This window comes from Rhizobium sp. FY34 (genome assembly GCF_005222845.1).
Taxonomy (GTDB): Bacteria; Pseudomonadota; Alphaproteobacteria; order Rhizobiales; family Rhizobiaceae; genus Neorhizobium.
The window spans coordinates 372,818-398,862 of the sequence record NZ_STFZ01000034.1; the positions used below are offsets into that span (position 1 = coordinate 372,818).

Below are 26,045 nucleotides of genomic sequence, written 5' to 3' on the forward strand. Positions count from 1 at the left end.
AAAGTTAACGTGCGACAACGCTGCCCTTGCCTTGCCACCTTTTGGCCGCAAGCGCGGCAAAGGACGAAACGGGCCTTGGGCCGATCGATATCTCAATTATTGGTTGTAGTCATTGGCAGAATTGCTGAGCCCCCGAGGTCCATTTTCCATAGCCCGTCGCGACGAGATTGGAGATGACCCGGCATACATAGCGCTTCTGGGCGGGGTCATTATTGGGACCCGCATGGTAACGTGCTACCGCCATTGTCCAGGTCTCGTGCCTGTCATGAAGGTTGCGCAGGAACTTTGCCGCATACTCAACGTTGCGCTTTGGATCAAGCATTTCCTGCGGCGAAGAGAAATTCTCGCCATGGAAATGATGGTTGATCTGCATGCAGCCCATGTCGATAAGCTCCTTGCCCTCGAGGCGGGCCGCCTGGAAAGTTTGCAGTGCCATGGACGGCGTTTCGGGGAAAAAGGCCTTGCCCTCGATGTTCAGCGCCCAAGGATAGAGGCTGCCCTTGCGCCCTGTCTCTGTCAGTCCGACGGAGTACAAGATGCCTTCGGGAATGCCGTATTTCGCGGCAGCGGCCTGTATCTCGCGCTCACATGCGCCGGCAGCCACCGCTGCGGCATCAGATGTAAAGCTGCTGAGGCCGAGCGCTGCCAGCAGCGATAACAGGCCCAGTGTCCGTATGAGGCTCATTCTCTCGTCTTCCCGATGTCTCGCCTGAACCTGAAGAACTGGAACTCTGCTCCCCGCCCTGTCCGGCGCCTCCATCAAACTGCTTGTCGCCGGCTGGCCCGCGCTGGCCCGGATCGGCCATTTGTCCCGTGCTATCCGCCTGGCTGGCGGGCGCGATGCTGACGGTGACCTGATCCACCGAGAAGCCCTGGTTCTTCAAGGCTTCCATGATGCTGCTGCTGTCTTCGCTCAGCTGGGTGTGCGCCGCCCGGTTCTCCACCGTCAGATGCACGCTGAGCGCCTCGCCTGAAAGCCGCAGCGTGGCGGTTACCAGGCCAAGCTCGATCGGCGTCATCTGAAGCTTCAAGGTATTGACCACCTGGCCGGTGCTGCTCTGGGCGGCCGCATTGGACAGGCTCGCACCGGGCTGCATGGCAGCAGTCCATTCCGGATCGCCCGACAATGCGGATGTCAGGGCAGCGCCATTGGCTGAAAGGCCAAAGCCGAGGAAGCGGCGTGAATCGAGCACGACGACGCCTTCGGCGCCACTGGAGGACGCGCGCGCTGTATCAAAGCGCGTCGTGCCATCGGCGTTGGTACCGATCGTCATGTCCATGCTGGCTGGACCTTCACGCATCGATGAGAAGCGGAAGGTGCGATCATGACCAACGGGCAGCGTTTCGTCGCTCGGCATGACCGAGCCGTCGGATATGCCGGACCCTTCGGGCATGCTGGAATGTTCAACAGCCTTCAAGCGGGAGGGCGCCTCTTGCGAACCCGTCACTTCCGCCGCATGCCGTGCGGTCGTGAGAACGCCTGCTCCCACCACGTCGCTGCTGAGCAAGCTGAGGACCGCCCCAGCTGCTTCGCCACCATTGGCGCCCTGGTCGATCGAAATGGCAGACGCGTCCGTCTCATCGGCCACGGAAGCCTCTGGCTGATGGGCATTCCCCTGCCCCTTAACGGAAGCCGTACCGGCTGCAAGCTTTGCGACTATGCTCCCATCGATGCCGGCATCCGCCGCAGCGGCGGTCGTCGGCTTCTGCGATGACGCGCCATCGGACTTGCCGCCAGCGGCAGTCTTGCCCGCCTGCGCGCTCGCCACACGCGTCCCGTCAGCCACATCGGCCTGATCCGCCTGCGACAGGGCGCCAGGATCTGCAACGGCCGTTTGCGCCTTTGCAGCGGCTGAAGCCCTTCGCGACGCGCCGGCTGTCGATGCGGTATCGAGTTCGGCATCGGCCGCCTCGCCGTCTGACGCCTGAGCCAGGGACACGGCGGCGCTCTGGGCAGCGCTCAGCGCCTCGCGCTTCAGCTGGAACTGTTCATTGAGGCTGGTAATGGACAATCTGGACGTCGAGGTCGTGGAGGCACGCAGCTTGATGCGGCCATCCGCTTGGCTGGTCTCCTCACCATCCTCGGGCGCACCGGAGCCACTTTGCTCTTCGTCGCTGACACTGCGCGTGTCGTACCTGTCGGACTGTGAAGACAGCGTATTGCTGAATGTTTCGCTTTCACTCTTCGATGACCTCGAAGACGGCGCACTGGTCGATGAGGCACCCGTCGCGCTGGGGCTCGCAGGCAGGCCGGGGGTATACATGAATTTATTTCTCCTGCTTCAAAAGGTCATCGATCGCGCTCAGTCTGGAACGGCCTCGATCGACGAATGTCTTGAAGTCGGGGTCGAGCGTTTGAGCTTTGCCGGTTGCCGAACCCATCTCGGCGGGAGTCTTTCCGGCGGCGTCATGCCCTGGAAGTGCCGATGTCTGTTCGGCACTGATCTGATTGGCGATATTGGCGGATGCATCTTGCTCGAGGCTGGCCTCGGTGGGGCTGCGGACCACTTCTTCGGCGACACGCTGGGCGGCCGCGCGCAAGGCCTGGTCCTGCGCCTTCAGCCCGTCTTCCGGGATCGCATTCAACGTTTCGAGAACGCCATCAATATGGCCCTTGGAGAGGTCTGCGACACCGCTATAGAGCTTGGCCACGGACCCGCCGGGCGAGGCCCTGTCCTTGCCGCGTTCCTTGGCCTTGCCGGCAGCAAGCGCCGCCAGATCGGAATTGCCGTTGATGGTCGCCTGGCGGGCAATGCGCAGATAGACTTCCTGCGCGCGGTCATCATCCATGAATTCCAGCGTGCCGGCGATATCGTCCGCCGAGACCTTTCCATAGTGCTTGATGACAAGCTGTACGAACAGATCGGCAAACTGGCCGGCATAGGGCGAATGCACGAAGCGCCGTGCATAGCGCCGTGAATAGCCCATGGCCTGTTCCACCTGATCGCCTTCGACGGCAATTGCCACGGACCGGCGCAGCGCGGCCTCCTCGACAATCGTGCCCGGCGCCACAAGCCGCGCCCAGTCGAAAAAGCCGAGCGCCTGCTTGGTATCCTTGGCAATCATTACATTGCCGGCAACCAGCGCGATATAGGGACCGATGCGCTGGTCCTTATACTCGGGCACCATGGCGGCGAGACTGTTTGCGACCATGAGACCGCGACCGCTAAGGTATTTGCGCAGGGCATCGGCCACGCGCGTATCAAAATTTCCGGATGTGTCGCGCGCAACCAGGAATTCGAGCGTTGCCGGATTGCCGCCGCTCATCGCGTAGATGAGCGCCGCATCGACATTGCGTGGATCCTCGAAAACCTTCGGGTTGATGGTACGCAGGCGCTTGTCGATCGTGCCGAGCATGAAGCGCTGCATTTCGCCCGCCGAATGGTCGCCCATCACCACGCTATCCTGCACGAATTGCAGCGAGCGCAACATCTGGTAGGGCTCAAGATTGTCGGAAATCTGCTGCGCACGGCTCTGCTGCGGCAGCCAGCTGACAAGCAGCGCCGCAGTCAAGATCGATAGCCGATGCTGGAGAAGCGATTTCATCAGGCCTTGTCGTCCTCAAGCAATATCTCGATACGTCGGTTCTGGTCTGCCAGCGGATTGTCCTCGACCTGCGGGCGCCGATCGGCAAAGCCGGAGATCTGCTTGACCCGTCCTTCCTGCAAGCCGCCATTGACGAGCATGAAATAGGCGCTGTGCGCGCGGGCGGCGGACAGTCGCCAATTGTCATTGGCGGTTCCCTTGAACTGCCGCCCGTCCGTATGGCCACGGATCACCACATCCCCCTGGCGTTTTTGCAGCAGCTGGCCGATCTTTTCCATGGCGATTACCATTTCACGGCGCGGCACCGCAGAGCCGACATTGAACATCGGCGCCTCTGTCTGGTCGGAAATCGAGATCAACATGCCACCTTCGGCCGGCGTGACGATCAGGCCCTCGGCAAGCTTTCCGGAAATACCGGCGATTTCCTTCTGGATGTCCTGTTTCAGCGCATCCGCTTCCTTCTGGCGCACAGCGGCCTCTGCCGCATCGGCCTGGATAGAGGCCGGATCTGGCCGCGGCATGGGAATGGGCGCGGCCACGCTCTGGTCAGTGGTCTTGCCGCTCGCCGCTGCGGCTGGTGGCGTGGTGATGGTTGCGGCGGCCTGCGGCGTGGGTGGCGTTGGCGGCAGCATTTCCTGCGGCAATTCCGCCGTTTCCGTGATCGGCTGCATCTGCGCCGGTGCTTTCTGCTGACCCTCGGCGCGGTTCACCTCGATCTGCTTGGTCCAGAAATCGGGATCGAAAGGATCACGATAGGCTTCGCCGCCATCGGCGCCCGTCGCAGGTCCGCTATCGCTGGCACCGCCTTCGCCCTTTGCGCTGACATTGGCCTGCTGACCGACTTCCTGCGCAATTTCAGCCAGAACCGAATAGGGATTTTCAAAAAAATCCGCTTCGGAATAATTGGCTTCCTCGCCCGAGCTCGAGGTCATGTCCTCGCCGCTGGCCGCGGCAGCGCCGACCTGATCGTTCTCCGCCTTGACCTTGGAGCGTTCCTTCTGCTCCTGCCCTTCGGCAGCATCGACGGGCTTTTCCAGCCCCTTCTTGGCAGGTGTCTCATCCGAAAGCTTGATCGGATTGAAATAGCTCGCGACAGAAGCCTTCGTCTCTTCATTGGCCGCGTTGACCAGCCACATGACGAGAAAGAAGGCCATCATCGCCGTCATGAAATCCGCGAACGCGATTTTCCAGGCACCGCCGTGGTGGCCACCATGACCACCGCCGTGCTTCTTGATGATGATGATTTCGTTCTTGCCGTGATGGTGGTTCTGTTCACTCATCCGAGCACCTTCTTCAGACTACCCGCCCACGCCGACATTCGGGTGACCAGAACAGCCTCATCAATATCAACAGAAATATCCAGATCGGGCGTTTCGACGTGGCGAAGCTCCGGAGCTTCAGGGCCAAGCGCCTCTTTCAGAATGTCGAACAGCGCCACCGGACCGCGCACGGTCAGACAGGCTGCCTTGTGCTCCGAAAGCGTTTCCTTGATCATCTCGGCCATATCACGCACGGCGCGCTCGGCCAAAACCTCCTCCATCACCGGTGCAAGAACCAGTGCCGCCTGATCCGCGACCGCAGCAGAAATCGTATCAACGGCCGCACGCAGACCTTCCTCGATCCGACGGCCGGCATCCTGCTCAAGACGCTGACGCAGATCCGCCAACGCTTCGGCATGGCGGGCCTCAAGCTTCTGGCGATCCTCTTCCCACTGCGCCCGGATGGTCTCCTCGCCAGCCTGCATGCCTTGCGCATAGGCTTCGGCACGGATGGCCTCGACATCGACGACCGGTTCCTCCGGCACGACGTCATCGAAGGAAAAGGACGAGGAAAAATCGTCATGGGACAGGGCCGCAGGCATCGCCGGGGGCGCGCTGAAATCCTTGAGATAGCGGCTGAGCGTTGCTGTCATAGGTCAGTTCCCGAACGATTGGTCTCGTGCCCGATCCAGCCAGAATTCCGGTGTCGAAGGATAGATCCACCAAACGGTGCCGCAATCATTTACACTGCCCTGATTTGAGTCCGAAGCACGCAAGACCATGCATAGACAAATAGCGTGAATATATCGGAACCTTAGGCAGCCAAACTTGTGCGAGGATGAAGATTGCGGACCGCAATGGTGCATTGCACGATCCGCCATTTGCCGAACCGCCCTTTCACGGGCGATCCGCATCGCTTGAGCGAGATTCTTACTGCTGGAACAGCTGCAGAATGTTTTGTGCGTTCGTGTTGGCGATCGACAGGGACTGAATACCCAGCTGCTGTTGCGTCTGCAGGGCCTTGAGGCGCGTCGATTCCTCGTTCATGTCGGCGTCGACAAGTCGCCCGACACCCTGATCAATCGCATCCATGAGGGAGGCAACAAACTCTTCCTGCATATCGATACGACTGGTGATGGCGCCAAGCGTTGAGGCGGAATCAGTCAATTGCTGCATCATGTCTTCGACGGCCAGCAGCATACCGGCAAGCTCTTCGTCCGTCGTATCGTTCGAGAGGGTTATTTCAGAACCGGACGTAACCGCGCCCGCATCGATCAGGAAGTAGCCTGCCGTCACGCCGCTTTCAGGCACGACCTGCCACTCTTTGGTCAGAATGCCGCGGCCAGCGCTCTGCGTGTCGATCATCACCGAGCTGGAAGCGTCATATTCCAGCGTGGTCAGCGAAACGCCGCCATCCGAGGCACGGTTGAACGAGGCAACGATGTTCTTCACCGAAGCGCCGGAAGACGAGGTGTTGTAGAGCCAGTTTTCACCGGAGAACGACGCCGATTCGGAAATAGAGGACAGCTGGTTCTTCAGCTCGGTCAATTCCTTGTCGATCTTGGTCTTGTCGACGCCGGGCTCGGAGGCAGCCACGATCTTCGACTTGATTTCATCGACGACGGAGATTGCCGACTCAAGACCGGTATAGGCAGTATCCACCTTTGCGGCACCGAGGCCCAAGGCATCCTGCACGGTTCCCAGCGCCTTGTTGTCAGAGCGCATGGTGGTCGCAATCGACCAGTAGGCAGCGTTGTCGGCAGCAGTTTCGACCTTGTAACCGGACGAAATGCGGCTCTGCACCGTTTCCATGTCGCTGTTGATCGAACGAAGTGTCTGAAGCGCAGCCAAGGCGCCTGTATTGGTGAGAATACTTGTCATGGAGGAACTGCCCCTGGAATGAATACGGGACATACCGGAGGCTACCGGCAACGCACGATCGCATCATGCTGGTAGATATGTCGGCAATCGACATCCACCCGGCGTTCTTAAAGGATGGTTAACACCATATTAGCGAAATTCGCCATAAGCAATAACCAATTCTTAAGAACCATTAAACCTGTCTTAACCTGCGCGAAGCTGTCGTGACGGAAGCCAAACGCAGAAAGGCCGCGCACCGGGCGCGGCCTTTCGAGATTGAGTGTTGAGAAAGCCTTCAGGCTTACTGGAAGAGCGACAGGATGTTCTGCGAACCGCTGTTGGCGATCGAGAGAGCCTGAATGCCCAGCTGCTGCTGCGTCTGGAGCGCCTTGAGGCGGGTCGATTCTTCGTTCATGTCGGCATCCACGAGCTTGCCGACGCCCTTTTCGATCGAGTCCATCAGATCAGCCACAAATGTGTCCTGAAGCTTGATACGCGAGGTGATCGCACCGATATCTGCAGCGGAATCGGTCATCTTCTGCAGAACGGCATCAACACCGGACAGTGCTGCGGCCAGATCGCCGGTCGTCATGGTTTCGATGTCCAAATCCAGCAGAGAATAGCCGGTGGATACAGTTGCGCCGGTCGAAGATTCGTAGATCATGTTCGTCGACAGCATTGCCGTACCCGTCGTAGCGTAGCTGCCGGTGCTGGTTACTTCGATCAGCGAGGAATTGGTCGTGTCGTATTCGAGCGTCGTCAGGCTGACATTGCCTTCGGAGTCGCGGTTGAACGAACCAACGATAGCCTGCGTGCCGGCAGCGTCTGTGTCGGAATGATAGACCCAGTTTTCGCCGGAGAAGGAAGCGGACTTGGAGATCGAAACGAGCTGATCCTGAAGCTGGTCGATTTCCTTCTGAACCTTGGCCTTGTCGACGCCCGGTTCCGAAGCGGCAGTGATCTTCGCCTTGATTTCATCGACGACCGCGATAGAGGATTCCAGAGCGGTGTAGGCAACGTCGGTGGTGGCAGCGCCGAGGCCGAGTGCGTCCTGAACGGTGCCAAGCGCCTTGTTGTCGGAGCGCATGGTGGTTGCGATCGACCAGTAGGCTGCGTTGTCGGCAGCGGCTTCAACCTTGTAGCCAGACGAAATGCGGCTCTGCGTGGTCTCCATGTCGCTATTGATGGTGCGCAGAGTGGAAAGAGCTGCGATTGCAGCGGTATTGGTCAGAATGCTCGTCATTGAAACGGCCCCTTGTGAAAGCAAAAATTCAGGGACACTCCGGTTTCTGGCCGGCAAGGGGTGCTACGCGTCATGCTCGTCCTGGCTACTTTTGTCCCAGACGCACCTCTTGAGTGGCTTCAGTTAACCTTAACATTGTTAATGAAGGGTAAAACATGAATCACATTTTTAACCATGTCTGCAATTCAGTCAGAAAAATTTGATGCGGCGTCTCGACGATCGTCAATAGCCCTTCCCGCAGGCCTTCACCGTTGAAGGCCAGGCCAAAACGCAAAACGCGCCCCCGAAGGAGCGCGATCCGCCAAATTCATAAATGTAAAGTGCGTTCCGATTAACGGAAGAGCGACAGGATGTTCTGCGAGTCGCTGTTGGCGATCGAGAGAGCCTGAATGCCCAGCTGCTGCTGCGTCTGCAGAGCCTTGAGGCGGGTCGATTCTTCGTTCATGTCGGCATCCACGAGCTTGCCAATGCCGGTGTCGATGGAGTCCATCAGGTCGGCAACGAACTTGTCCTGGAGGTCGATACGGCTGTTGAGAGCACCAACGTCTGCGGCAGCGTCAGTCATCTTCTGCAGTACGGCATCAACGCCAGACAGAGCGTCTGCGAGCTGGCCGGTCGTCATCGTTTCGATGTCAAGTTCCAGCAAGGAGGAACCAACCGAAACCGTTGCGCCGGTAGCCGATTCGAAGGTCATTTCGGTCGACAGCATTGCCGTACCCGTCGTGGCGTAGCTGCCGGTGCTGGTTACTTCGATCAGCGAGGAATTGGTTGTGTTGTATTCCAGCGTCGTCAGGCTGACATTGCCTTCGGAGTCGCGGTTGAACGAACCAACGATAGCCTGCGTGCCGGCAGCGTCTGTGTCGGAATGATAGACCCAGTTTTCGCCGGAGAAGGAAGCGGACTTGGAGATCGAAACGAGCTGATCCTGAAGCTGGTCGATTTCCTTCTGTACCTTGGCCTTGTCGACGCCCGGTTCCGAAGCGGCAGTGATCTTCGCCTTGATTTCATCGACGACATCGATCGATGCTTCCAGAGCGGTGTAGGCAACGTCGGTGGTGGCAGCGCCGAGGCCGAGAGCGTCCTGAACAGTGCCGAGTGCCTTGTTGTCGGAGCGCATGGTCGTGGAGATCGACCAGTAAGCTGCGTTATCGGCAGCAGACTCGACCTTGTAGCCAGACGAAATGCGGCTCTGGGTCGTTTCCATGTCGCTGCTGATCGAGCGCAGCGTAGAGAGAGCGGCGGTTGCAGCGTTGTTGGTCAGAATGCTGGTCATAGTAGATTAGTCCCTTGTTGACTTGATACTGTTGGGGGACATACCGGGCTTAGTACCGGTGATGACGTCTGGCTTCATGCCCACTCGGTTCCGGATCTTCTGGAAAACCAAACCCGTCATATGAGGATTACAATCGCAGAGATTGATTGCAGATTCCTTAAACAGGACTAGACAATCCGATAAAAATGTACGGTGATTCGTAAACGATTCGTTTCACACCGGTTTCGGACAAGCTCCGCGCGTTAACAATCACGGCAGTGCGCGGACTTCAGGTTGGCGCCATCCAGTGGTTGTGACCAGGAGCCGAACTTTGACCCCGCAGACCTTGTTTTCGAATGCCTCCAAGAGCTTTCAACGGGGCAAGTACACGGATGCTTTGGCTTCCCTCAACAAATTGCTGGACGTTTCGCGGGACGTCAAAACCTACATGCTCTTGGCTAAGACCTTGAAAGCGCTGAAAATGCCGGAAGAGGCTGCCCGAACGCTTGTCATGGCGGCAGAATTGGGTGGCTCTCGCTCCGAAGATTTTTACGCCGAGGCGATGAGGCTGTATTACGAGAACGGCAATGAGGATCTCGCCTTGAGCCTTGGCCGGCCGCTCTTGGAAAGAGCCCGCAAGGACGCCGATGTCGCCTTCATCATTACCAAGCTGTTCATGAAGCGCGGCCTGAAAGACATGGTGCGGGTGTTCCTGCCGGTTCTGTCGACCAGTACCGATGTGCAACACAATGGCCTAGCCTTGCAACTTCTGACGGGTGCGCCCGAAAATGCGCAGGATCGTGAAACCGTTGCCAACCTTTGGCAACGGTTGCCGCGCAGCTACATCATCATGCTGGCGCATCTTGTATTCCGGCGCGAGGTCAATGATTTCGAAGAAATGGAGCGCCTGCAGCCGCAACTGGACCGTATGCTGGACAGGAATTCAGAACAGGTTCTGCGGGCTGAATCCCCCTTCTACAACCTGCACTGGTTGGCCGACGAGCGACTGAACAAGATCGCCGGCTACAATCCGGGATCTTTCCCCAAGACGCATGCAGCCGAGCGACTGACCATGCCGCACACATGGGGAGACAAGATCCGCATCGGCTACCTGTCTTCCGACCTCTGGAAGGACCATGCGACGATGAAACTGCTCGGTGCCGTGCTGGAATTGCACGACCGCAGCAAGTTCGATATCACGCTGTTTTGCCATACCAAGGACAGCCACTTGCAGAAGGGCGATTTCGACCGCTCCGTCTGGGGCAAGGTCGTGCCTGTGCGCGATATGAGCGACGAGCAGGCCGCCCAGACCATTCGCGACCATCAGATCGACATTCTCGTCGAAATGAAGGGGCATACGATGGGCAGCCGCGCCAAGATCCTCAACCACAAGGCGGCACCCGTCCAGATCGCCTGGCTCGGCTTTCCCGGCACCACCTCGAATGTCGATCTCGACTATGTCATTGGCGACCATTACGTGCTGCCGGACCATTCCAAGCCGCATTACTGGGAAAAATTCTGCCGTATGCCGGAATGCTACCAGCCGAATGACCCGTTTGACCGGCCGCGCCGCAACCTGTTTACCCGAGCCGATGCCAACCTGCCGGAAGACGCCTTCGTCTTCGGCTCATTCAATGCCACGCGCAAGATTTCACTCAGCAATATCGACCTCTGGGCCCGGATCCTCAATGCGACACCGGACAGCATCTTGTGGCTGATGTGCAAGACCAATGACGCGCGCGACAATATCCTCAACCGCCTGAAGAAGGACGGCATCGACCCCAAACGTATCGTCTTTACCAAGTTCGTGACCTATGAGGAGCATCTGGCGCGCCTGACGCTGGCCGATGTCGGTCTCGATACATTCCCGGTCAACGGTCACACCACGACATCGGAACAGCTCTGGGCGGGCCTGCCCGTTTTGACGATGAAGGGCACGCATTTTGCCTCGCGCGTCTCGGAAAGCCTGCTGCGCGCCATCGATCTGCCGGAAATGATCGCTGAGGACGAGGAGGATTACTTCCAGCGTGCCGTCGATCTTTACCAGAACAGAGACAAGGTGAAGACCTATCAGGCGAAGCTGGAGCAAAACCGGCTGGTGAAGCCGCTCTTCGATGCCGAACGCTTCTGCCGTCATCTGGAGAGCGGTTATCAAATGATGGCGGAGCGCGCACGCAAGGGGCTTTCCCCCAACCATATCGATGTGCCGGCGCTGCCCCCCCGTTCAGAACCTTTCCTTGTGGAAACCAATCCATAGGCACTATCAGCCTTGGCACCAATTGAGAGCCGGGCGTCCGGCACGGGAGGCTTGCAGATGAGTGATCCGGCAAACGACAAGGCCAATCCCTATTCGAACCTGCCGGCGCGGGCGATCTGGCGAAAGGCGGTGGCGGAAACGCATCCGCTGCAGCAGGAAAACCTCTATGTCAAGAAGTTCCCGATGGCGCCGGAGGCCCGTATCAGCACGGCCGGCAGCTGCTTTGCCCAGCATATCGCCAAGACCCTGAAGCGCAGCGGTTTCAACTTCCAGGATTTCGAACCAGCACCGCCGCTGTTTCCCGCAGCGCTTGCCCAGAGCTACAATTACGGCGTCTATTCCGCCCGCTTCTGCAATATCTATACGGCCCGCCAGCTGCACCAGACGGTGGAACGGGCGATGGGCGGCTTTGTGCCGCGCGAGGAGCCGTGGATCAGGGCCGGCGGGTTTGCCGATCCCTTCCGGCCGCTTCTCGAGCCGGAGCCTTTCGAAAGCGTGGCGGAACTGGAGCGGGCGCGCCAGTCGCATCTGTCGGCTGTGCGCCAGATGCTCCACCAGACGGATGTGTTCATCTTTACCCTCGGCCTGACGGAAGCTTGGCATTCAAAGGCCGATGGCGCGGTCTTTCCGCTATGCCCCGGAACGGTTGCCGGGCGCTTTATCGAGGAAGACTATGCCTTCAAGAACTTCAATTATTTCGAGATTTTCGAGGACCTGGTCGCAGTCATGGGCAAGATGCGCGAGCTCAATCCGGGCATGCGCTTCATCTTTACGGTCTCGCCCGTGCCGCTGACGGCGACCAAGACCGACAATCATGTTCTGGCCGCCACGCTCTATTCGAAATCGGTTCTGCGGGCGGTTGCCGGGCATCTGGCAGCCGAGCTCGACTTCGTCGACTACTTCCCCTCCTACGAGATCATCGCCGCCCCTTCGATGCGCGGCCTGTTCTACGACCACAACCAGCGCACCGTGAATGCCGCCGGCGTTGACTATGTCATGTCGCATTTTCTGCGCCAGCATGCGGGCGAAGCGCCGACAGACAGTTCGGCACCGACAATGACGAAGCAACAGCTGCTCGGCGACCTGGAGGCCCAGTGCGAAGAGATGATGCAGGCGCAGGACCTTGGCTATGCTTGAGATTATCGGCGATTCCCACATCCTGGCCCTGCGCGACGCCGGTATAGAGGCGGGCAATGGTGCCATGCGCAGCAAGCATGGGCAGATCCGGATTGCGCAACTGGGCCACGGCTACAACTTCCTGGAACCGTTCTTCTCCTTCGACGGCAAAAATGTCGCCTTCACGCAAGGTCCCGCGAAAAGCACCTTCGAAAGGCTCAACAAGGATCAAGCACCGGTCATCCAGCCCAATGATGCGCGCCGTTTCGTCTTCATGTTCGGCCTTTATCCCAGCTTCGGCTTCAACGTCGATCACTGGAAGCGGCATACGGCAGCATCCTGGGATGCGGATCGCCAATTCGTCACGCAGAGCGCCTTCAACGCCATCATCGACGAGACCGTGAAACAGCCCCTGGCCTTCTTCCGCACACTTGCGGATATGAAGGTCCGCTTCTCGGTTGCCTCCTGCTGCCCGGTGCCGGCAAGCTACCACAGGCTGACGGGAGCCAAGACCTTTGTCGACCGCGAGATCCCCCTCATCTACAACCGCTTTCGCGACCATGTTGCTGGCCGGCTGGAAAAGATGGGCATCCCATGCCATCTGCCGCCGCCAGAAGTCTATGACGAGAATGGCGCCATGCTGGACAGCTTTGCCAAGTCACCCGGAGATTATCATGCCAATCCCGCCTATGGCCGGCTGATGCTGTCGAAGATCCTGGCTGAGACAGATGCTTTCACCTGAGCTTTGCTTGGGCAACAACGAAGGCGTGTGGATCTACCGCCAGCCTGGGGAAAGCTTGCACCGATAGGTTAAGCTAACAAAACTGGGGCGCATTCTGGATAAAGCCCTGCCGCACGCACAAAAATACAAGGGATGTTCATGCCTGAGATCGAGCCGACACCACAGACGATCGCACTTTCCGATCTTGCGGCTCAGGTATCTTCGGTCCGCGCAGAACTCGGCACGCTGAACGAGCGGATCGAGGTACAGGGCGCCATACAGCTGGAGATCGCCAAGCTTCTGCAATCCTTTCACATGCAGCACAGGGCCCTGCCCGAGCAGATCACCGAGATCGTCCGTGCCGGGCTCGAAACCCATGCCAAGGATCTCGCCCCGCTGACCAATGATGCGGTCTCCAAGCTCGAGGCCCGTTTCAACCAGATCAACGCCCAGTTCCACACGCTGAAACAGGTGAGTAACCTGACTTTGCGGGAGCTTCGCCCGCGCACCGACAAGATCCGCTGCGTCTTCATCGTCCAGTCGATTCCGATGTGGGATGCGCTTGTCGATGTCTACTGGGCCATGGTCGCGGATGACCGCTTCCATCCCATGGTCGTGTCCATCAATCACAGCCATCTGGGACGCGCCGAGTTTGCCGGCGAGGAGGATGTGCACAAGGGCCTGACCGAGCAGGGCATTGCGCATCTGCGCATGAACGTGTCACCGATTGAGGCGCTGGACATCCTGCGCAGCCTGACGCCGGATATCGTCTTTCGCCAGCAGCAATGGGATGGTCCCGTACCGCCTGGCCTTCGCACGCCGGAAATCACCTTCGCGCGGATCTGCGTCGTGCCCTATGGCATGGGCGTGCTTGCCAATCCCAATGCGACGGACGCTTCAGACGAGGCTTACGATAACAATTACGACCAGACATATCACCGCATGGCCTGGCGGGTGTTCTGCGAGACGGAAATCACCCGGTCCTACTACCGGTCCTTCAGCCATTCTGATCCCGACAAATTCATCCTCAGCGGCTATTCGAAACTAGACAAGCTTTTGGAATCCAAGGGCAAAGGTGTCTGGCCGATTGCCGAGCCGAATGGCCGGAGCTTTCGCATCATCTGGGCGCCGCATCATTCGCTGGCCATCCATGGCGCCGGCTTTGGCGTCTTCCACAAAATCTACAAGCAGATGTTGGAATGGGCGCGCCGCGCCAAGGATATCCAGTTCGTCTACAAGCCCCACCCTGCCCTTTCCTTTTCCGCGCCGCGCTCGGGCGTGATCACCAATCCAGATTACGCAGGCTTTCTGCAAACCTGGGCAGCCCTGCCCAATTGCGCGGTCTGCGAAGGCAGCTATGGCGAACTTTTCGACGCATCCGACATGATGCTGACGGATGGCGTGTCGTTTCTGACCGAATACCATCTTTTCAAAAAGCCTCTGGTCTTCATCGATTCAGGGGTTCATGCTCGCTTCAACGAACTGGGCCGACTGGCCGAGCGGGCCGCCCATCGGGTGGAAACGTTCGAAGACATGCGCAAGGCCGCCCTCGGATACAAGGACGGCAAGGCCTGGCCACTGGAACAGGAACGCCAGGATTTGCTGGATATCCTGATGCCGCGCCAGGAGCCGGCCGCACGCATCATCCTGGATTCCATTGCAGACGGCATTTACTCATCGAGGTCCTGATATGTATCGCGCAGAGACGCGTGCTTTGGCACATAGCTTCGAACAATCGCCCGGTGGCGTGGCAGGGCACAAGCGGCCGACAGCCTTCGCCTTCGATCTGGACGGAACGATCACACGGGCGGAGCTTCTGCCGATGATCGCATCCGAGCTGGGGCTAGAACCGGAAATGCGGCTTCTGACCGAGCTGACCATGGCCGGCATGATCCCCTTCGAGGATTCCTTCCGGCTGCGCTTTGCCATCCTGCGCACGGCTGGCCTGGAGCGCATCCGCTCGGTCGTGGCCGAAGTCGAATTCGATCCCGATATCGAGGAATTCATCCGGCAGAACCGCGATCGCTGCTTTGTCGTTACCGGCAATCTCGACCTCTGGGTCCAGCCCTTGCAGGAACGTCTCGGCTGCCGCTTCTTCACCTCGACGGCAATGACCGATGCCAATGGCCACATTACCGGCCTTGATACGGTGATGCGCAAGAATGTCGCGGCACTGGAATTGAAGGAACACTTCGATCGGTTGGTCGCCATCGGCGATGGCTTCAACGACGTGCCCATGTTCGATGTCGCCGATATCGGTGTCGCCTTCTACGGCATCCACAGCGCGCCAGATGCGCTCGTCTCCGTTTCCAATTACGTGGCTCTCGACGGGAAATCGCTATGCCGACTGTTAAACACGCTGTAATCGCCGCTGCCGGGCTCGGCTCGCGGCTGGGACAGGGCAAGCCGAAATGCCTCGTCGAGGTCGAAGGCGTCAAGATCCTCAAGCACCTGCTGGCCCAGCTGGGCGATGTGGAGGATGTGCGCGTCATCGTTGGCTTTGAGGAAAAGGCCGTCATCTCCGAACTGAAGCAGCTCGGCCGCGACGTGATCGTCGTGCGCAACCCGAATTTCCGCTCGACCACCACGCTGCACAGCTACACGCTGGGATGCCAGCACATGAGCGGCGATTGCCTGTTCATGGATGGTGACCTCTTGCTGGAACCCTCCAGCTTCCAGCGCTTCCTTGCCTCCTGCGAACCGGACAGCCCGAAACTGGCCATCACTCGCACGAAAACCAAGGATGCGGTCTTTTCCATCATGGACGGTGACCGGATCATCGGCTTCAGGCGCGATGAACCAACGGAATTTGAATGGTCCAATATCGCCTGGCTTCCGGTGCGCACCTTCGACACGATCGGCAATACACCGGTCTATGAGCATCTGAAAGCCTTCCTGCCGATCGCCTCCCACGAGATCGTCTCCTATGAGATCGATACCGCCGAGGACATGCGCCTGGCTCTCAGCCATACGGAACTGTTTGGCCTCAAGGCACTGGCGTCCTGACACTGTCAGTACCGGTCACCTGCCACACGGACACGATCAAGCCCAGGATACACGATGAGCAGAGTCTACGACGCCAAGGTCGATATCGACCCTTCCAAGGTTCAGAAGTTCTTTGACGACCGGGCACGGCGCGAAAAGAACGCGGTCAATGCCGTGATGCTGCAGCCGGAAGGCTCGGTCATTGCCATCGAGCGTGACCGGCACGAACGCGAAACGCTGCTGCCCCATCTATCGAAGCCGGCGAAGATCCTCGATCTCGGCTGCGGCGCCGGACGCTTGGCCCTGCATTATGCGGGTGGTCATCACACCTATATGGGTCTCGATTTTTCCGGTGAGCTGATTGCCAAGGCGAGAGAACTGAACGCCGGGGATTCCGGTGCACATTTCGGCATTGCCCAGGTTCCCGAGATCGATGTGGCGGCACTTCCCATCCAGCCCCCCTTCGACGTGCTGATCATCACCGGGCTGTTGATCTACCTGAATGACGAGGCCGTGACGCAGACACTTCAACTCATGGCCGATCTCGCCGCACCGGAAGCCATCGTCTATATCCGGGAATCGATCTCCGACATCGCCACGCGGCTGACGCTCAAGGACTTCTTCTCCGAAGAACTCAACGAATATTACAACGGTGTCTATCGTACCCGCGCCGAACTCCAGGCCGAATTCGCTGAGACCTTCCTCAAGGCCGGCTTCACGCTGACATCCGAAGGCTATGCCTTTCCCGAACACCTGCGCAACCGCGCCGAGACGGTGCAGTATTTCTACCGCTTCGAACGCAAGGGCTGATGGCTACGGCTTCACGGCCGCCATGCGGCCGTGGCAGGCGCTTTGTTAAAAGCGGAAAGCTTTAGTTGAACGAGCGCACCAGGCTGCCGACCAGCAGGTTCCAGCCGTCGATCAGCACGAAGAACAGGATCTTGAACGGCAGCGAAATCGAGGTGGGCGGCAACATCATCATGCCCATGGCCATGGTGATGGCGGCCACGACCATGTCGATGACGAGGAACGGCAGGACGATGAGGAAACCGATTTCAAAGCCGCGGCGGATCTCCGACAGCATGAAGGCCGGAATCAGTACCCGGTAATCAATGGCTTCCGGCGTGCCAACCGACTGGCCACGCTCGCGGGCAATTTCCACGAACAGAGTCAGGTCCTTGTCACGGGTATTGGCGCTCATGAAGGTGCGGAAGGGCTCGGCAATCCGCTGCACGGCTTCCGCCTCGTTGATCTGGTTCTGCAACAGCGGCTGTACGCCTTCGTTCCAGGCCCGGTCAAAGGTCGGCGACATGACGTAGAAGGTCATGAACAGCGCCATGGAGATCAGCACCATATTGGACGGTGCCGTTGCAAGCCCCATGCCGGTGCGCAGAATGGAAAAGGCGATGATGAAGCGCGGGAAGCTGGTGACCATCACCAGAATGCCCGGCGCGATCGACAGAACGGTCAAAAGACCGAAGGTACGGATGATCCAGGCCGCCGCCGAACCATCGACAGGCAGGTTGAGGAGATCCGCGGGCGATTGCTGTGCAAGCGCGAGCCCCGGAACCGCCAGCATGGCGGCAAGCAGGCAAATGAGGCGAATCATTCGATCACGAAGGTTCTGAACATCACCTTCGATACTTTGCCTTGCGAACGCAGGTCAACACGTTCCTGAATGTCGTCCTTAAGATATTGAAAGCCGCGAGGCCCTTCGATCTGCTGGAGCGAAACCGTGCGCATATAGGCGGTGATATCCTGGTGGATCTGCTCGGCCATGATCAGTTCCGGCGGTCCGTTGAAGGCAAGCGCCACTTCCAGCCGCACCCAATTATCCGACGGATAAGCGAGGTTGGTGGTGATCGGTTCAAGCTGCACCACGCCGGCGGCTGCCGTCGAGATATGCGGGAGCCCTTCTTCCTTCTTTTCACCATGTGCACCAGCCGCCGCAGCATGCTCTTCGGCGGCAGCCTTGTCGGCTTCCGGGTTCTTGGGCGCAATCATGCCGCCCAGCACCCAGCCGCCGCCAGCGCCGACAAGCGTCACCACGAGGACGCCGACGATGGTCATGACCATCCCGCCCTTCTTCTTGGCCGGTGCGCCTTCTGCTGGCTCTTCCATGGTTTATCCTTTCGCTACGCCTTTTCGTCAGAAGGGCGAGAACAGATCGACGACCTGCTGCCCGACCGGCGGCTGCTGCATTTCCATCAGGCGGCCGCGGCCACCATAGGAAATGCGGGCTTCGGCGATCTTGTCATAGGAAATCTTGTTGTCGGAATCGACATCCTGCGGCCGCACGATACCGGCAACGTTCAGAATCCGGATTTCATGGTTGACGCGCACTTCCTGCGAGCCGGAAATCAACAGATTGCCGTTTTCCAGGATGCCGGTCACGACGGCGGCCACCAGCAACGTCAGCTTTTCAGACCGCTTGGTCGAACCCTTGCCCTTGCTCGATGTATCGGAATCCGAGCTGAGGTCACCGGTCGTAGACGGCTTCCAGCCCAGCACATCGGCTGCAACGCTCCAGCTGAGGCCGGTTGCGTTGGTACGGCTGCGGTCGGTCTCGTTGTCGAAATCGGCCTTGTCGTTGATCTGGATATCGACGGTCATGATGTCACCGACATTCAGGGCGCGGGAATCCTTGAACAACGCCGCCTGGCTGTCGCTCCACAGCGAATAGCCGCTCGCCATCTGGCGCGGCTGTTTCGGATAGGAAGACATCTGCGGCGTCTGGGCATATTGCAGGCCACTGCCGATCGGGCTCATGGCCGGAGCATTGCCGATTTCCTTGACGGTCTGGCTCTGGCAGCCAGCCAGCATCAGGATGGCCATAAGGGCCGGTGCGCGCTTCGTCATGAACGATCCTTCGATGTTTTGGGGTCGGCGGCGCTGGAAATGATCGAGGAAATCAGGCCCGCCTTCTGCGGATCCATTTCGCTGAGGATCAGGCCAGACTGGCGCGCCGGCAGCTTCATGATGATGGCTGCGGCAAGCTCGACATTCATTTCCTGCAATTGCGGCGCAGCCGCATCCGCCTTCATGGTCTTAAAAATCTCGATAAGCCCGGCTTCGGCGCGCTTGAGAAAATCGTTGCGCCGCGCCAGCCACTCTTCATATTCCGCCTTGCGGGTCTCCAGCACGGCGATGCGCTCGTCGACATCCGATTGCAGCTTGTCCAGTTCCTGCTTCTGCATCAGGTAGCGCTGGTCACGGGCCGGATCGGCAATATTGGTGCAGAACTTCTCGATATCCTCGGCCGTGGTAGAGGTCGCAGCGCGCGGATTGTCCTGCTGTGCATTCACCTGCGGCACCAGCAGCAGCATGGCGCCGACGGCGATCAGCTTGACGAAGAGACCGTTGCCCGCGCGCCGCTGGGGCGTCAAAAACCGATCGGATGTCATGGAAACCAGGCTCCAGATCATTGGATGACAAGCTCCGCCTGAAGGGCGCCGGCAGATTTGATGCCCTGCAGGATGGCGATGATGCCATCCGGCTTGACGCCGATGCTGTTGAGTCCGGCCACCAGCGTGCGCAGGTCCGGCCCGTTGAGGATGGCGACATTGCTGCCTTCCTTCATCACGCTGATATCGGTCTGTGGCTGAACGGCGGTCTCGCCATTGGAAAAGGGCTCGGGCTGGATGATCTGTGGCGTCTCCGTCACCTGCACTGTCAGAGTTCCATAGCTGACCGCGACGCGCGACACTTTGACGTCCGCGCCGATCACCACTGTGCCGGTGCGTTCGTTGACGACCACCTTGGCCGGCGTATCGGTTTCCACCACAAGGTTCTCGATCTCGGCCATCAGGCGCGTCAGGTCGGCATTCTTGGGCTTCTGGACCACGACTTCCTGCGCGTCACGCGGCTCGGCCACCGGTGCGCCGTATTTGGGACCGGTAAAGCGGTTCACCACATCTGCGATGCGCACCGCGGTGGAAAAATCCGGATTGCGCAGCTGCAAGACCAGATTGACGGAATCCTTGAACTTCGACGGCAGCTCACGCTCGATGATGGCACCGTTCGGCACGCGGCCGGCCGTGGTCACGCCTTCGGTCACACTGGCCGCCTGACCTTGCGCGGAAAAGCCGGACACAATGACGGAGCCCTGGGCCACGGCATAGATCTGGCCATCGGCGCCGGTGAGCGATGTCATGATCAGCGTACCGCCGCGCAACGAGGTCGCGTCACCCAGCGAACTGACGGTCACGTCGATCCGGCTGCCAGGGCTGGCAAATGGCGGCAGATTGGAGGTTACCATTACGGCTGCGGTGTTCTTGGCGCTGGATTGCCCACCCTGTGTTGAGATCCCGAGGTTTTGCAGCATGGCGCGCATGGACTGCTCGGTAAAGGGCGAGGATCTCAGGCTGTCGCCGGAGCCTTGCAGACCAACGATCAAGCCGTAGCCGATCAACTGGTTGTCACGACCAGACTGAAGCGAGGCAATGTCCTTGATGCGCGAGGCATCGGCGAGAGCCGGTTGTATCATGCCCAGCAGGGAGAGCAGGCAGAGGCCGGCGGCGATCAGACTGTGTTTCATCATTTTGCCATCACCTGCACGGTTCCATCGCCCATCACGGTACCGGACACGGTCACCCCGGAATCGAGATTGCGCACGCGGATCACGTCGCCGATCGCCGCATTTTCGAGAGGTGTCCCAGAGGCGGAGATCACCATATTGCCGATGGCAAATGTCAGCCGCACCGTTGTTCCGCGCTTGACTGCAAAGGGCGCCCGCAGGCCGGAAACCTGGATCGTGCGATCGGGAAGCAGGGTGCGGGTCGATACCATGCCCACCACCTCGGCCATCGCGCTTGCATAGCCGGCCGCGATGTTGGGATTGGTGACTTCGACTTCCTTGAGGTGGGCAGGCATGATTTCCTGGCCCGGATAGATGATCTGCGTCGGCACGATCGCAACGCCCATGTCGGCACGGGCGGGCGCTGCCTGAGCGGCCAATACCGGCACCAGGATGAGAACCATCCGCGCCCAGATCTTGCTTTTCCGGCCAAACATCATGTCTGCCACCCCATTGGTTACTTCAGGTTCTTGCTGACGATGGATGCCATTTCGTCGGCCGTGGTGATCACCTTGGAATTCATCTCATAGGCGCGCTGGGCGGAGATGAGGTCGGTGATTTCCTTGACGGCATCGACGTTGGAGGCTTCCAGATAGCCCTGCTTCAGATAACCGAAACCGGGATCCTCCGGCGCAGCGACGGTGGCTTCACCGGATGCGGCGGTCTGCTGGAACAGGTTGTCGCCCAGCGGCTTCAGACCCGCTTCGTTGACGAAGTTGGCAATCGTCAGCTGGCCGATATCGGTGAAATCGGTATCATTGCCGACACGCACGCTCACCTGGCCGGTGCGGCTGATGGTCGTTTCGCTGACATTGGCCGGGAAAGTGATGTTCGGTACGATGGCGTAACCATCGATCGTCACCAGCTGGCCTTCGGCATTGGTGTTGAAGGAGCCGGCACGGCTGTACAGCGTCGTGCCATCCGGCGACTGCACCTGGAACCAGCCACGGCCGATCACGGCAACGTCGAGGTTATTGTCGGTCTGGGCCAGCTCACCCTGGGTATGGATGTTGCGCACGGCAGCCGTCTGCACACCGAGACCGATATTGGCACCTTCCGGCACGATGGCCTGGTTTGCCCGGTTCGGCACGCCCTGGGCGCGTTCCGTCTGGTAGAGCAGATCGGAAAACTCGGCGCGGGCGCGCTTGTAGCCGGTGGTATTGATGTTCGCGATGTTGTTGGCGATGACCTCAAGATTGGTCTGCTGGGCATCCATGCCCGTCGCGGCGACAGAAAGCGCTCTCATGTCTTCGTCCTTAAACCGGTTACATCTGCATTTTCGTAATTTCGAGATAGGCGTTCACGATCTTGTCGCGGAAGGCGATGGCGGTCTGGAGCGATTGCTCCGCCTGCAGCACCGCATCGACGACTTCGCGCGTGTTTGCCGTTCCCTTGATGCCTTCGAACGACTTGGATTCGGCCGTCTTCAGCGAGGTCATGGCATCCGCTGTCATGCCGCCCAGCACATTGGCAAAGGACATGGCTTCGGTTGCGGCATTCTGCGACGAACCGGCAATCGAATTGGTGCTGTTCGTCGATGTGATGTCATCAAGGCCGCGGGTCAGCGACAGCGAGCTTACATTCTGGATATTGTCGATCATTGTGAGGCCTTCAGCAGGTCGATGGTCGCAGCGACAAGTTCGCGCGTCTGTTTGATGGTCTGGAGGTTGGCGTCATAGGTGCGGTTGGCTTCGCGCAGATCGGCCATCTCGATGAGCATGTTGACATTCGGCATTTTCACCATGCCCTTGTCATCGGCTGCCGGGCTGCCCGGATCGTATTCCTCAACGAATTTGGACTGGTCCGTTCCCAGCTTCTTGACGCTGACGACCTGTGCGCCGGACACTTTGTCCAGTTCCGCGCCAAAGGTGATCGTCTTGCGCCGGTAGGGATCGGCACCGGGCGTGTCACCGGTCGAGCGGGCGTTGGCAATGTTTTCCGAAACAATGCGCAAGCGTGTGGCCTGGGCCTCCAGGCCGGAGCCTGCAATTTTCGAAGCGGCTGAAAGCGGATCCATAATGGGCTTTACCTCTTGACTGTCATCAGCATCATGCGATGGAAAGACTTCACCAGATTGGTGCTCAGTTCGTACTGGCGCTTGATTTCGCCGGTCTTGGAAAGTTCCTGAGAGAGCGCGACCGTATTGCCGGATTCCTGGATGCCGATCTCGTTGGCGAGATCTTCATCCTTCACATCGACGTCGATCCGGCTGTCGATGGCAGCACCGCTCAGATGACCGGCATGCGTGCGGGCCATGCGTGTATTGGTGGAATTGAGGACGGCCGAAAACGGCGTCACGTCCTTTGCCTTGAACTGGGGCGTATTGGCATTGGCAATGTTGCCAGCAACAACTTCCTGGCGAATGGAAAGCCATTCGGCTTGGCGCGATGCCAGATCGAAAAGTTGAATGGGCTGCATAGGCTTCTCTCCATTTTGTAGCTGAAGCCTATGCCAGTAATCTTGCGTCAGACTTACGGGCCGCCCGCCGCCTCGTCGCGATAGACTTGCCCGTTCGAGGTGACGATCACCCAGCGGCCGTCGCGCTGCTCGATTGTTGCAAGCCGACTGTTGTCGGGCAGGATCGAGCCGACGCGCACCATATACATGCCGGAGCCATCCTCGATGAGGGCACGGCCATTGGCGACATGCATCAGGCGGAAGCCGCTCTGTCCGGGAAAGGGCTGCTGCTCGGCAGGTGCGCCCTTGTCCCGCTCGGCACCGAGCGAGGAAACGGTTGCCGTCGTCAGATTGTCGATCGGATCGGGCAGAGGCTGCTCGTCGCTCTTGTCATCATTGTCGATGAGCGCCAGCGGCGAGACGCTGAAGACATTGCGCCCCGGCCCTTCCGGCAGATCGCGGGTATGGTCCATCGGCACAGTGCGAATGCCGAACTTCTCTTCGTTGAAGAAGACATACCAGGGGAAAAATGCCGAAGCGGCAGCCAGAAGCACGCCGGTACCGGCGGTAATGCGGTCGCTCATCAGCCATTTGGCGCGGCGCTTTTTGACTGGCTTGACGGGTTCGTCATCTTCAGGGGCCATGACACCTTATCCTTTCTGTCTCGCATTGCCGCCACCGGCCATGCCGGCGCGCAGAGCCGAGGCCAGATCGCCATAGGCATCGGCGGAGGGGTTGTCGCTCGGCGTCTGCTTCAAAGTTTCGTAGATGATCGGCACCTGCTTGATGGCCATGTCGAGGTCAGGATCACTACCGGCACGGTAGCCACCGATCAGTCGAAGATCTCGCGTCTCCTCGAAGCGGTGGATCAGCGACTTCAAACGCGAGACCAGTTTTTCCTGGTCACCCGTCCAAGCCTTTCGAGCCAGACGCGAGATCGATGACAGCGGATTGATGGGCGGATACCGCCCTTCTTCCGCAAGGCTGCGTTCCAGCACGATATGCCCATCGAGAATGCCGCGGGCGCTATCGGCGATCGGGTCATTGTGGTTGTCGCCATCGACGAGGATCGAGATGATCGCAGTGATCGTTCCGGTGCCTTCGGGGCCGGGACCAGAGCGCTCGAGAAGACGCGGCAGCTCGGTGAAGACAGAGGCCGGATAACCACGGGCGATCGGCGGTTCGCCGGCCGCCACGGCCACCTCGCGGATGGCATGGGCAAAGCGCGTGACGCTGTCGGCGATGAACAAAACGTTTTCGCCCTTGTCGCGGAAATGTTCGGCAATCGTGATGCCAACGAGCGGCGCCATCTTGCGCAGCATGGGGCTTTCGTCGCTTGTCGCAACCACGGCGATCGATTTGGCCATGTTGTCGCCGAGCGTATCCTCGATGAATTCGCGCACTTCACGGCCACGTTCGCCGACCAGCGCGATGACGACCTTGTCGAAGGCATCGGCGCGCGCCATCATCGACAACAGCGTCGACTTGCCGACGCCGGAGCCGGCAAAAATGCCGAGGCGCTGGCCAAGGCAGAGCGGCGAGAAGATATCGATGGCACGCACACCGGTTCGGAAGCCGGTTTCGACGCGCTGGCGCGTCATGGATGGCGGCGCGGTGCTGGAAATCGGCCGTTTCAGCGGACCATTGAGAAGCGGTCCCTTATTGTCGATCGGATCGCAGAGCGCATTGATCGTGCGGCCGCACCAGCTGTCGTCGGGCGCAACGCGAAAGGCCCCCTTGCGGATGACGACATCGCCGATGCCGATCGGCTCGCCGGGCTCGATCGGGCAAACATAGATGATATCCGGCTCGACACGTACGACTTCGCCAAGATGAATGCCCGTCCGGCTGCGGTGGGCGACGAATTCTCCCAGCCGCACATGCCGCGAAAGGCCGGCCACCGTATAATGACCTGCCGCGATGGTGCGCACATGGCCGCCCGGCGCGATTGCGACCTCGGGATCGGCAAAGCGGTGCACGAGCTTGGCCAGATGCTCCAGCTTGCCCGCACCCGATGCGCCCGCCACCTTGGTATCCATGGTTTATCCTTTGCCGCTCAGCGGGTGCCGCCGAGCGTCTTGATGGCTTCGGAGAACGAGCTTTCCGTATCGCGCATCATGGCGGAAATGGCTTCAAACGCGCGGTTGACCTGGATCAGCTGGGTCATTTCGCCAATCCCATTGACGTTGGATTCCTCGACATAGCCCTGGGCAACGCTGACATCGAAACTATCGACAACCGGCTGCGCCGCTTCGACGGGAATGACCCCGCCATTGTCAAATCGCTGGTAGCCCTTGGAGATATCGGCCGTGTACAGGCCGAGTGTCGCGATGACATTGCCGTCCTGGGTAATGCGACCGTCGGAGCCGATCGTGGGTGTGCCCCCTGCCCGGTTCAGCTGGATCGGTGCACCACCGGCATCCAGCACCGGATGTCCCATGGTGGAGATCAGCTCGCCGGTCTCGCGCATGCTGAAGCGACCATCGCGCGTCAGCACTTCGCCGGCAGGCGTATCAATGGCAAACCAGGCATCGCCCTTGATCGCCACATCCAGCGGATTGCCGGTCTGGCTGAGGCCACCGGAGCGCGTCGACAGATAGTCATTGCCCTGGCTGACGAAGGCGATATTGGCGTTCAGGTCGTTGCGTGTCTTGCTCAGAACTTCATCGAACTTGACCTCGGTGGCGCGAAAGCCGACCGTCGTCATGTTGGCCATGTTGTCGGCAATGGTGTTCAGCCGGCGCTCAAGCGCGATCTGCGATGAGATACCGACATACAATCCAGACTGCATGGCATCGGCCTCCGTGTGTGACCCAAAAGAAAGGCGGTCGCC

General features: G+C 59.5%; 28 protein-coding genes. 7 read left to right on the top strand and 21 right to left on the bottom strand.

Features of this window, described 5'->3' with window-relative positions; genetic code table 11:
* Positions 1-109: 109 nt before the first annotated feature.
* The 8 genes from E8M77_RS20780 to E8M77_RS20815 all read right to left on the bottom strand — a co-directional run bounded on the left by E8M77_RS20780 (position 110) and on the right by E8M77_RS20815 (position 9,181).
* Positions 110-685 carry a lytic transglycosylase domain-containing protein gene (locus E8M77_RS20780; protein WP_137132516.1) on the bottom strand — a complete coding sequence of 192 codons (576 nt, stop codon included), beginning with the start codon at positions 683-685 and terminating at the stop codon, positions 110-112.
* Entirely contained in the window at positions 615-2,264 is a 1,650-nt protein-coding gene (locus tag E8M77_RS20785; RefSeq protein WP_137132517.1) for a flagellar hook-length control protein FliK, read from the bottom strand. The genes E8M77_RS20780 and E8M77_RS20785 overlap by 71 nt, the downstream gene beginning before the upstream one ends.
* 4 nt (positions 2,265-2,268) lie before the next feature.
* Positions 2,269-3,546, bottom strand: a complete 1,278-nt coding sequence (motC, locus tag E8M77_RS20790; protein WP_137132518.1) for a chemotaxis protein MotC — start codon at positions 3,544-3,546, stop codon at positions 2,269-2,271.
* Complete coding sequence (locus E8M77_RS20795) at positions 3,546-4,826, bottom strand: MotB family protein (protein WP_137132519.1); 1,281 nt, start codon at positions 4,824-4,826, stop codon at positions 3,546-3,548. Before E8M77_RS20795 ends, motC begins: the two co-directional genes overlap by 1 nt.
* Positions 4,823-5,458 carry a hypothetical protein gene (locus E8M77_RS20800; RefSeq protein ID WP_137132520.1) on the bottom strand — a complete coding sequence of 212 codons (636 nt, stop codon included), beginning with the start codon at positions 5,456-5,458 and terminating at the stop codon, positions 4,823-4,825. Before E8M77_RS20800 ends, E8M77_RS20795 begins: the two co-directional genes overlap by 4 nt.
* Positions 5,459-5,735: 277 nt before the next feature.
* Positions 5,736-6,686, bottom strand: a complete 951-nt coding sequence (locus E8M77_RS20805; RefSeq protein WP_137132521.1) for a flagellin — start codon at positions 6,684-6,686, stop codon at positions 5,736-5,738.
* Between the two features lie 280 nt (positions 6,687-6,966).
* Entirely contained in the window at positions 6,967-7,908 is a 942-nt protein-coding gene (locus E8M77_RS20810) for a flagellin (protein WP_137132522.1), read from the bottom strand.
* A gap of 331 nt (positions 7,909-8,239) precedes the next feature.
* A complete protein-coding gene (locus E8M77_RS20815) occupies positions 8,240-9,181 on the bottom strand; it encodes a flagellin (protein WP_137132523.1) in 942 nt (313 codons plus the stop codon).
* A gap of 310 nt (positions 9,182-9,491) precedes the next feature.
* Here E8M77_RS20815 and E8M77_RS20820 point away from each other — a divergent pair, with 310 nt between their 5' ends.
* The 7 genes from E8M77_RS20820 to E8M77_RS20850 all read left to right on the top strand — a co-directional run bounded on the left by E8M77_RS20820 (position 9,492) and on the right by E8M77_RS20850 (position 17,049).
* Positions 9,492-11,417, top strand: coding sequence for a glycosyltransferase family 41 protein (locus E8M77_RS20820; RefSeq protein WP_137132524.1), 1,926 nt, complete (start codon positions 9,492-9,494; stop codon positions 11,415-11,417).
* A gap of 57 nt (positions 11,418-11,474) precedes the next feature.
* A complete protein-coding gene (locus E8M77_RS20825; RefSeq protein WP_137132525.1) occupies positions 11,475-12,554 on the top strand; it encodes a GSCFA domain-containing protein in 1,080 nt (359 codons plus the stop codon).
* The gene (locus E8M77_RS20830; protein WP_137132526.1) at positions 12,547-13,275 is read left to right on the top strand and encodes a hypothetical protein; all 729 of its coding nucleotides are present in this window, start codon (positions 12,547-12,549) and stop codon (positions 13,273-13,275) included. Before E8M77_RS20825 ends, E8M77_RS20830 begins: the two co-directional genes overlap by 8 nt.
* 138 nt (positions 13,276-13,413) lie before the next feature.
* Positions 13,414-14,943, top strand: a complete 1,530-nt coding sequence (locus E8M77_RS20835; RefSeq protein ID WP_170975949.1) for a CDP-glycerol glycerophosphotransferase family protein — start codon at positions 13,414-13,416, stop codon at positions 14,941-14,943.
* A 25-nt stretch (positions 14,944-14,968) separates the two neighbouring features.
* A complete protein-coding gene (locus E8M77_RS20840) occupies positions 14,969-15,619 on the top strand; it encodes an HAD family phosphatase (RefSeq protein WP_246659342.1) in 651 nt (216 codons plus the stop codon).
* A complete protein-coding gene (locus E8M77_RS20845) occupies positions 15,595-16,260 on the top strand; it encodes an NTP transferase domain-containing protein (protein WP_137132529.1) in 666 nt (221 codons plus the stop codon). The genes E8M77_RS20840 and E8M77_RS20845 overlap by 25 nt, the downstream gene beginning before the upstream one ends.
* A gap of 54 nt (positions 16,261-16,314) precedes the next feature.
* Positions 16,315-17,049, top strand: a complete 735-nt coding sequence (locus tag E8M77_RS20850) for a class I SAM-dependent methyltransferase (protein WP_137132530.1) — start codon at positions 16,315-16,317, stop codon at positions 17,047-17,049.
* 61 nt (positions 17,050-17,110) lie between these two features.
* Here the strand turns inward: E8M77_RS20850 and fliP are convergent, their stop codons facing one another.
* The 13 genes from fliP to flgF are packed head-to-tail and all read right to left on the bottom strand — an operon-like array spanning position 17,111 to position 26,003.
* Entirely contained in the window at positions 17,111-17,848 is a 738-nt protein-coding gene (gene fliP / locus E8M77_RS20855; protein WP_137132531.1) for a flagellar type III secretion system pore protein FliP, read from the bottom strand.
* Complete coding sequence (locus E8M77_RS20860) at positions 17,845-18,360, bottom strand: flagellar basal body-associated FliL family protein (protein ID WP_137132532.1); 516 nt, start codon at positions 18,358-18,360, stop codon at positions 17,845-17,847. The genes fliP and E8M77_RS20860 overlap by 4 nt, the downstream gene beginning before the upstream one ends.
* 27 nt (positions 18,361-18,387) lie before the next feature.
* Positions 18,388-19,098: a flagellar basal body L-ring protein FlgH gene (gene flgH / locus E8M77_RS20865; protein ID WP_137132533.1), complete on the bottom strand. Its 711-nt coding sequence runs from the start codon at positions 19,096-19,098 to the stop codon at positions 18,388-18,390.
* Complete coding sequence (locus tag E8M77_RS20870) at positions 19,095-19,643, bottom strand: MotE family protein (protein ID WP_137132534.1); 549 nt, start codon at positions 19,641-19,643, stop codon at positions 19,095-19,097. Before E8M77_RS20870 ends, flgH begins: the two co-directional genes overlap by 4 nt.
* 17 nt (positions 19,644-19,660) lie before the next feature.
* Complete coding sequence (locus E8M77_RS20875) at positions 19,661-20,725, bottom strand: flagellar basal body P-ring protein FlgI (protein WP_246659351.1); 1,065 nt, start codon at positions 20,723-20,725, stop codon at positions 19,661-19,663.
* A 50-nt stretch (positions 20,726-20,775) separates the two neighbouring features.
* Positions 20,776-21,219, bottom strand: coding sequence for a flagellar basal body P-ring formation chaperone FlgA (gene flgA, locus E8M77_RS20880; protein ID WP_246659352.1), 444 nt, complete (start codon positions 21,217-21,219; stop codon positions 20,776-20,778).
* A 53-nt stretch (positions 21,220-21,272) separates the two neighbouring features.
* Entirely contained in the window at positions 21,273-22,061 is a 789-nt protein-coding gene (gene flgG / locus E8M77_RS20885) for a flagellar basal-body rod protein FlgG (protein WP_137132537.1), read from the bottom strand.
* A 19-nt stretch (positions 22,062-22,080) separates the two neighbouring features.
* Positions 22,081-22,416 carry a flagellar hook-basal body complex protein FliE gene (locus E8M77_RS20890; protein ID WP_137132538.1) on the bottom strand — a complete coding sequence of 112 codons (336 nt, stop codon included), beginning with the start codon at positions 22,414-22,416 and terminating at the stop codon, positions 22,081-22,083.
* The gene (flgC, locus tag E8M77_RS20895) at positions 22,413-22,832 is read right to left on the bottom strand and encodes a flagellar basal body rod protein FlgC (protein WP_137132539.1); all 420 of its coding nucleotides are present in this window, start codon (positions 22,830-22,832) and stop codon (positions 22,413-22,415) included. Before flgC ends, E8M77_RS20890 begins: the two co-directional genes overlap by 4 nt.
* 8 nt (positions 22,833-22,840) lie before the next feature.
* A complete protein-coding gene (flgB, locus tag E8M77_RS20900) occupies positions 22,841-23,233 on the bottom strand; it encodes a flagellar basal body rod protein FlgB (RefSeq protein ID WP_137132540.1) in 393 nt (130 codons plus the stop codon).
* A gap of 53 nt (positions 23,234-23,286) precedes the next feature.
* Positions 23,287-23,856 (bottom strand): flagellar protein, encoded by a 570-nt coding sequence (locus tag E8M77_RS20905; RefSeq protein WP_137132541.1) that lies wholly within the window; start codon positions 23,854-23,856, stop codon positions 23,287-23,289.
* Between the two features lie 6 nt (positions 23,857-23,862).
* Complete coding sequence (fliI, locus tag E8M77_RS20910; protein WP_137132542.1) at positions 23,863-25,251, bottom strand: flagellar protein export ATPase FliI; 1,389 nt, start codon at positions 25,249-25,251, stop codon at positions 23,863-23,865.
* 17 nt (positions 25,252-25,268) lie between these two features.
* On the bottom strand, positions 25,269-26,003 hold the full coding sequence (gene flgF / locus E8M77_RS20915) for a flagellar basal-body rod protein FlgF (protein ID WP_137132543.1): 735 nt from the start codon (positions 26,001-26,003) through the stop codon (positions 25,269-25,271).
* Positions 26,004-26,045: the final 42 nt, after the last annotated feature.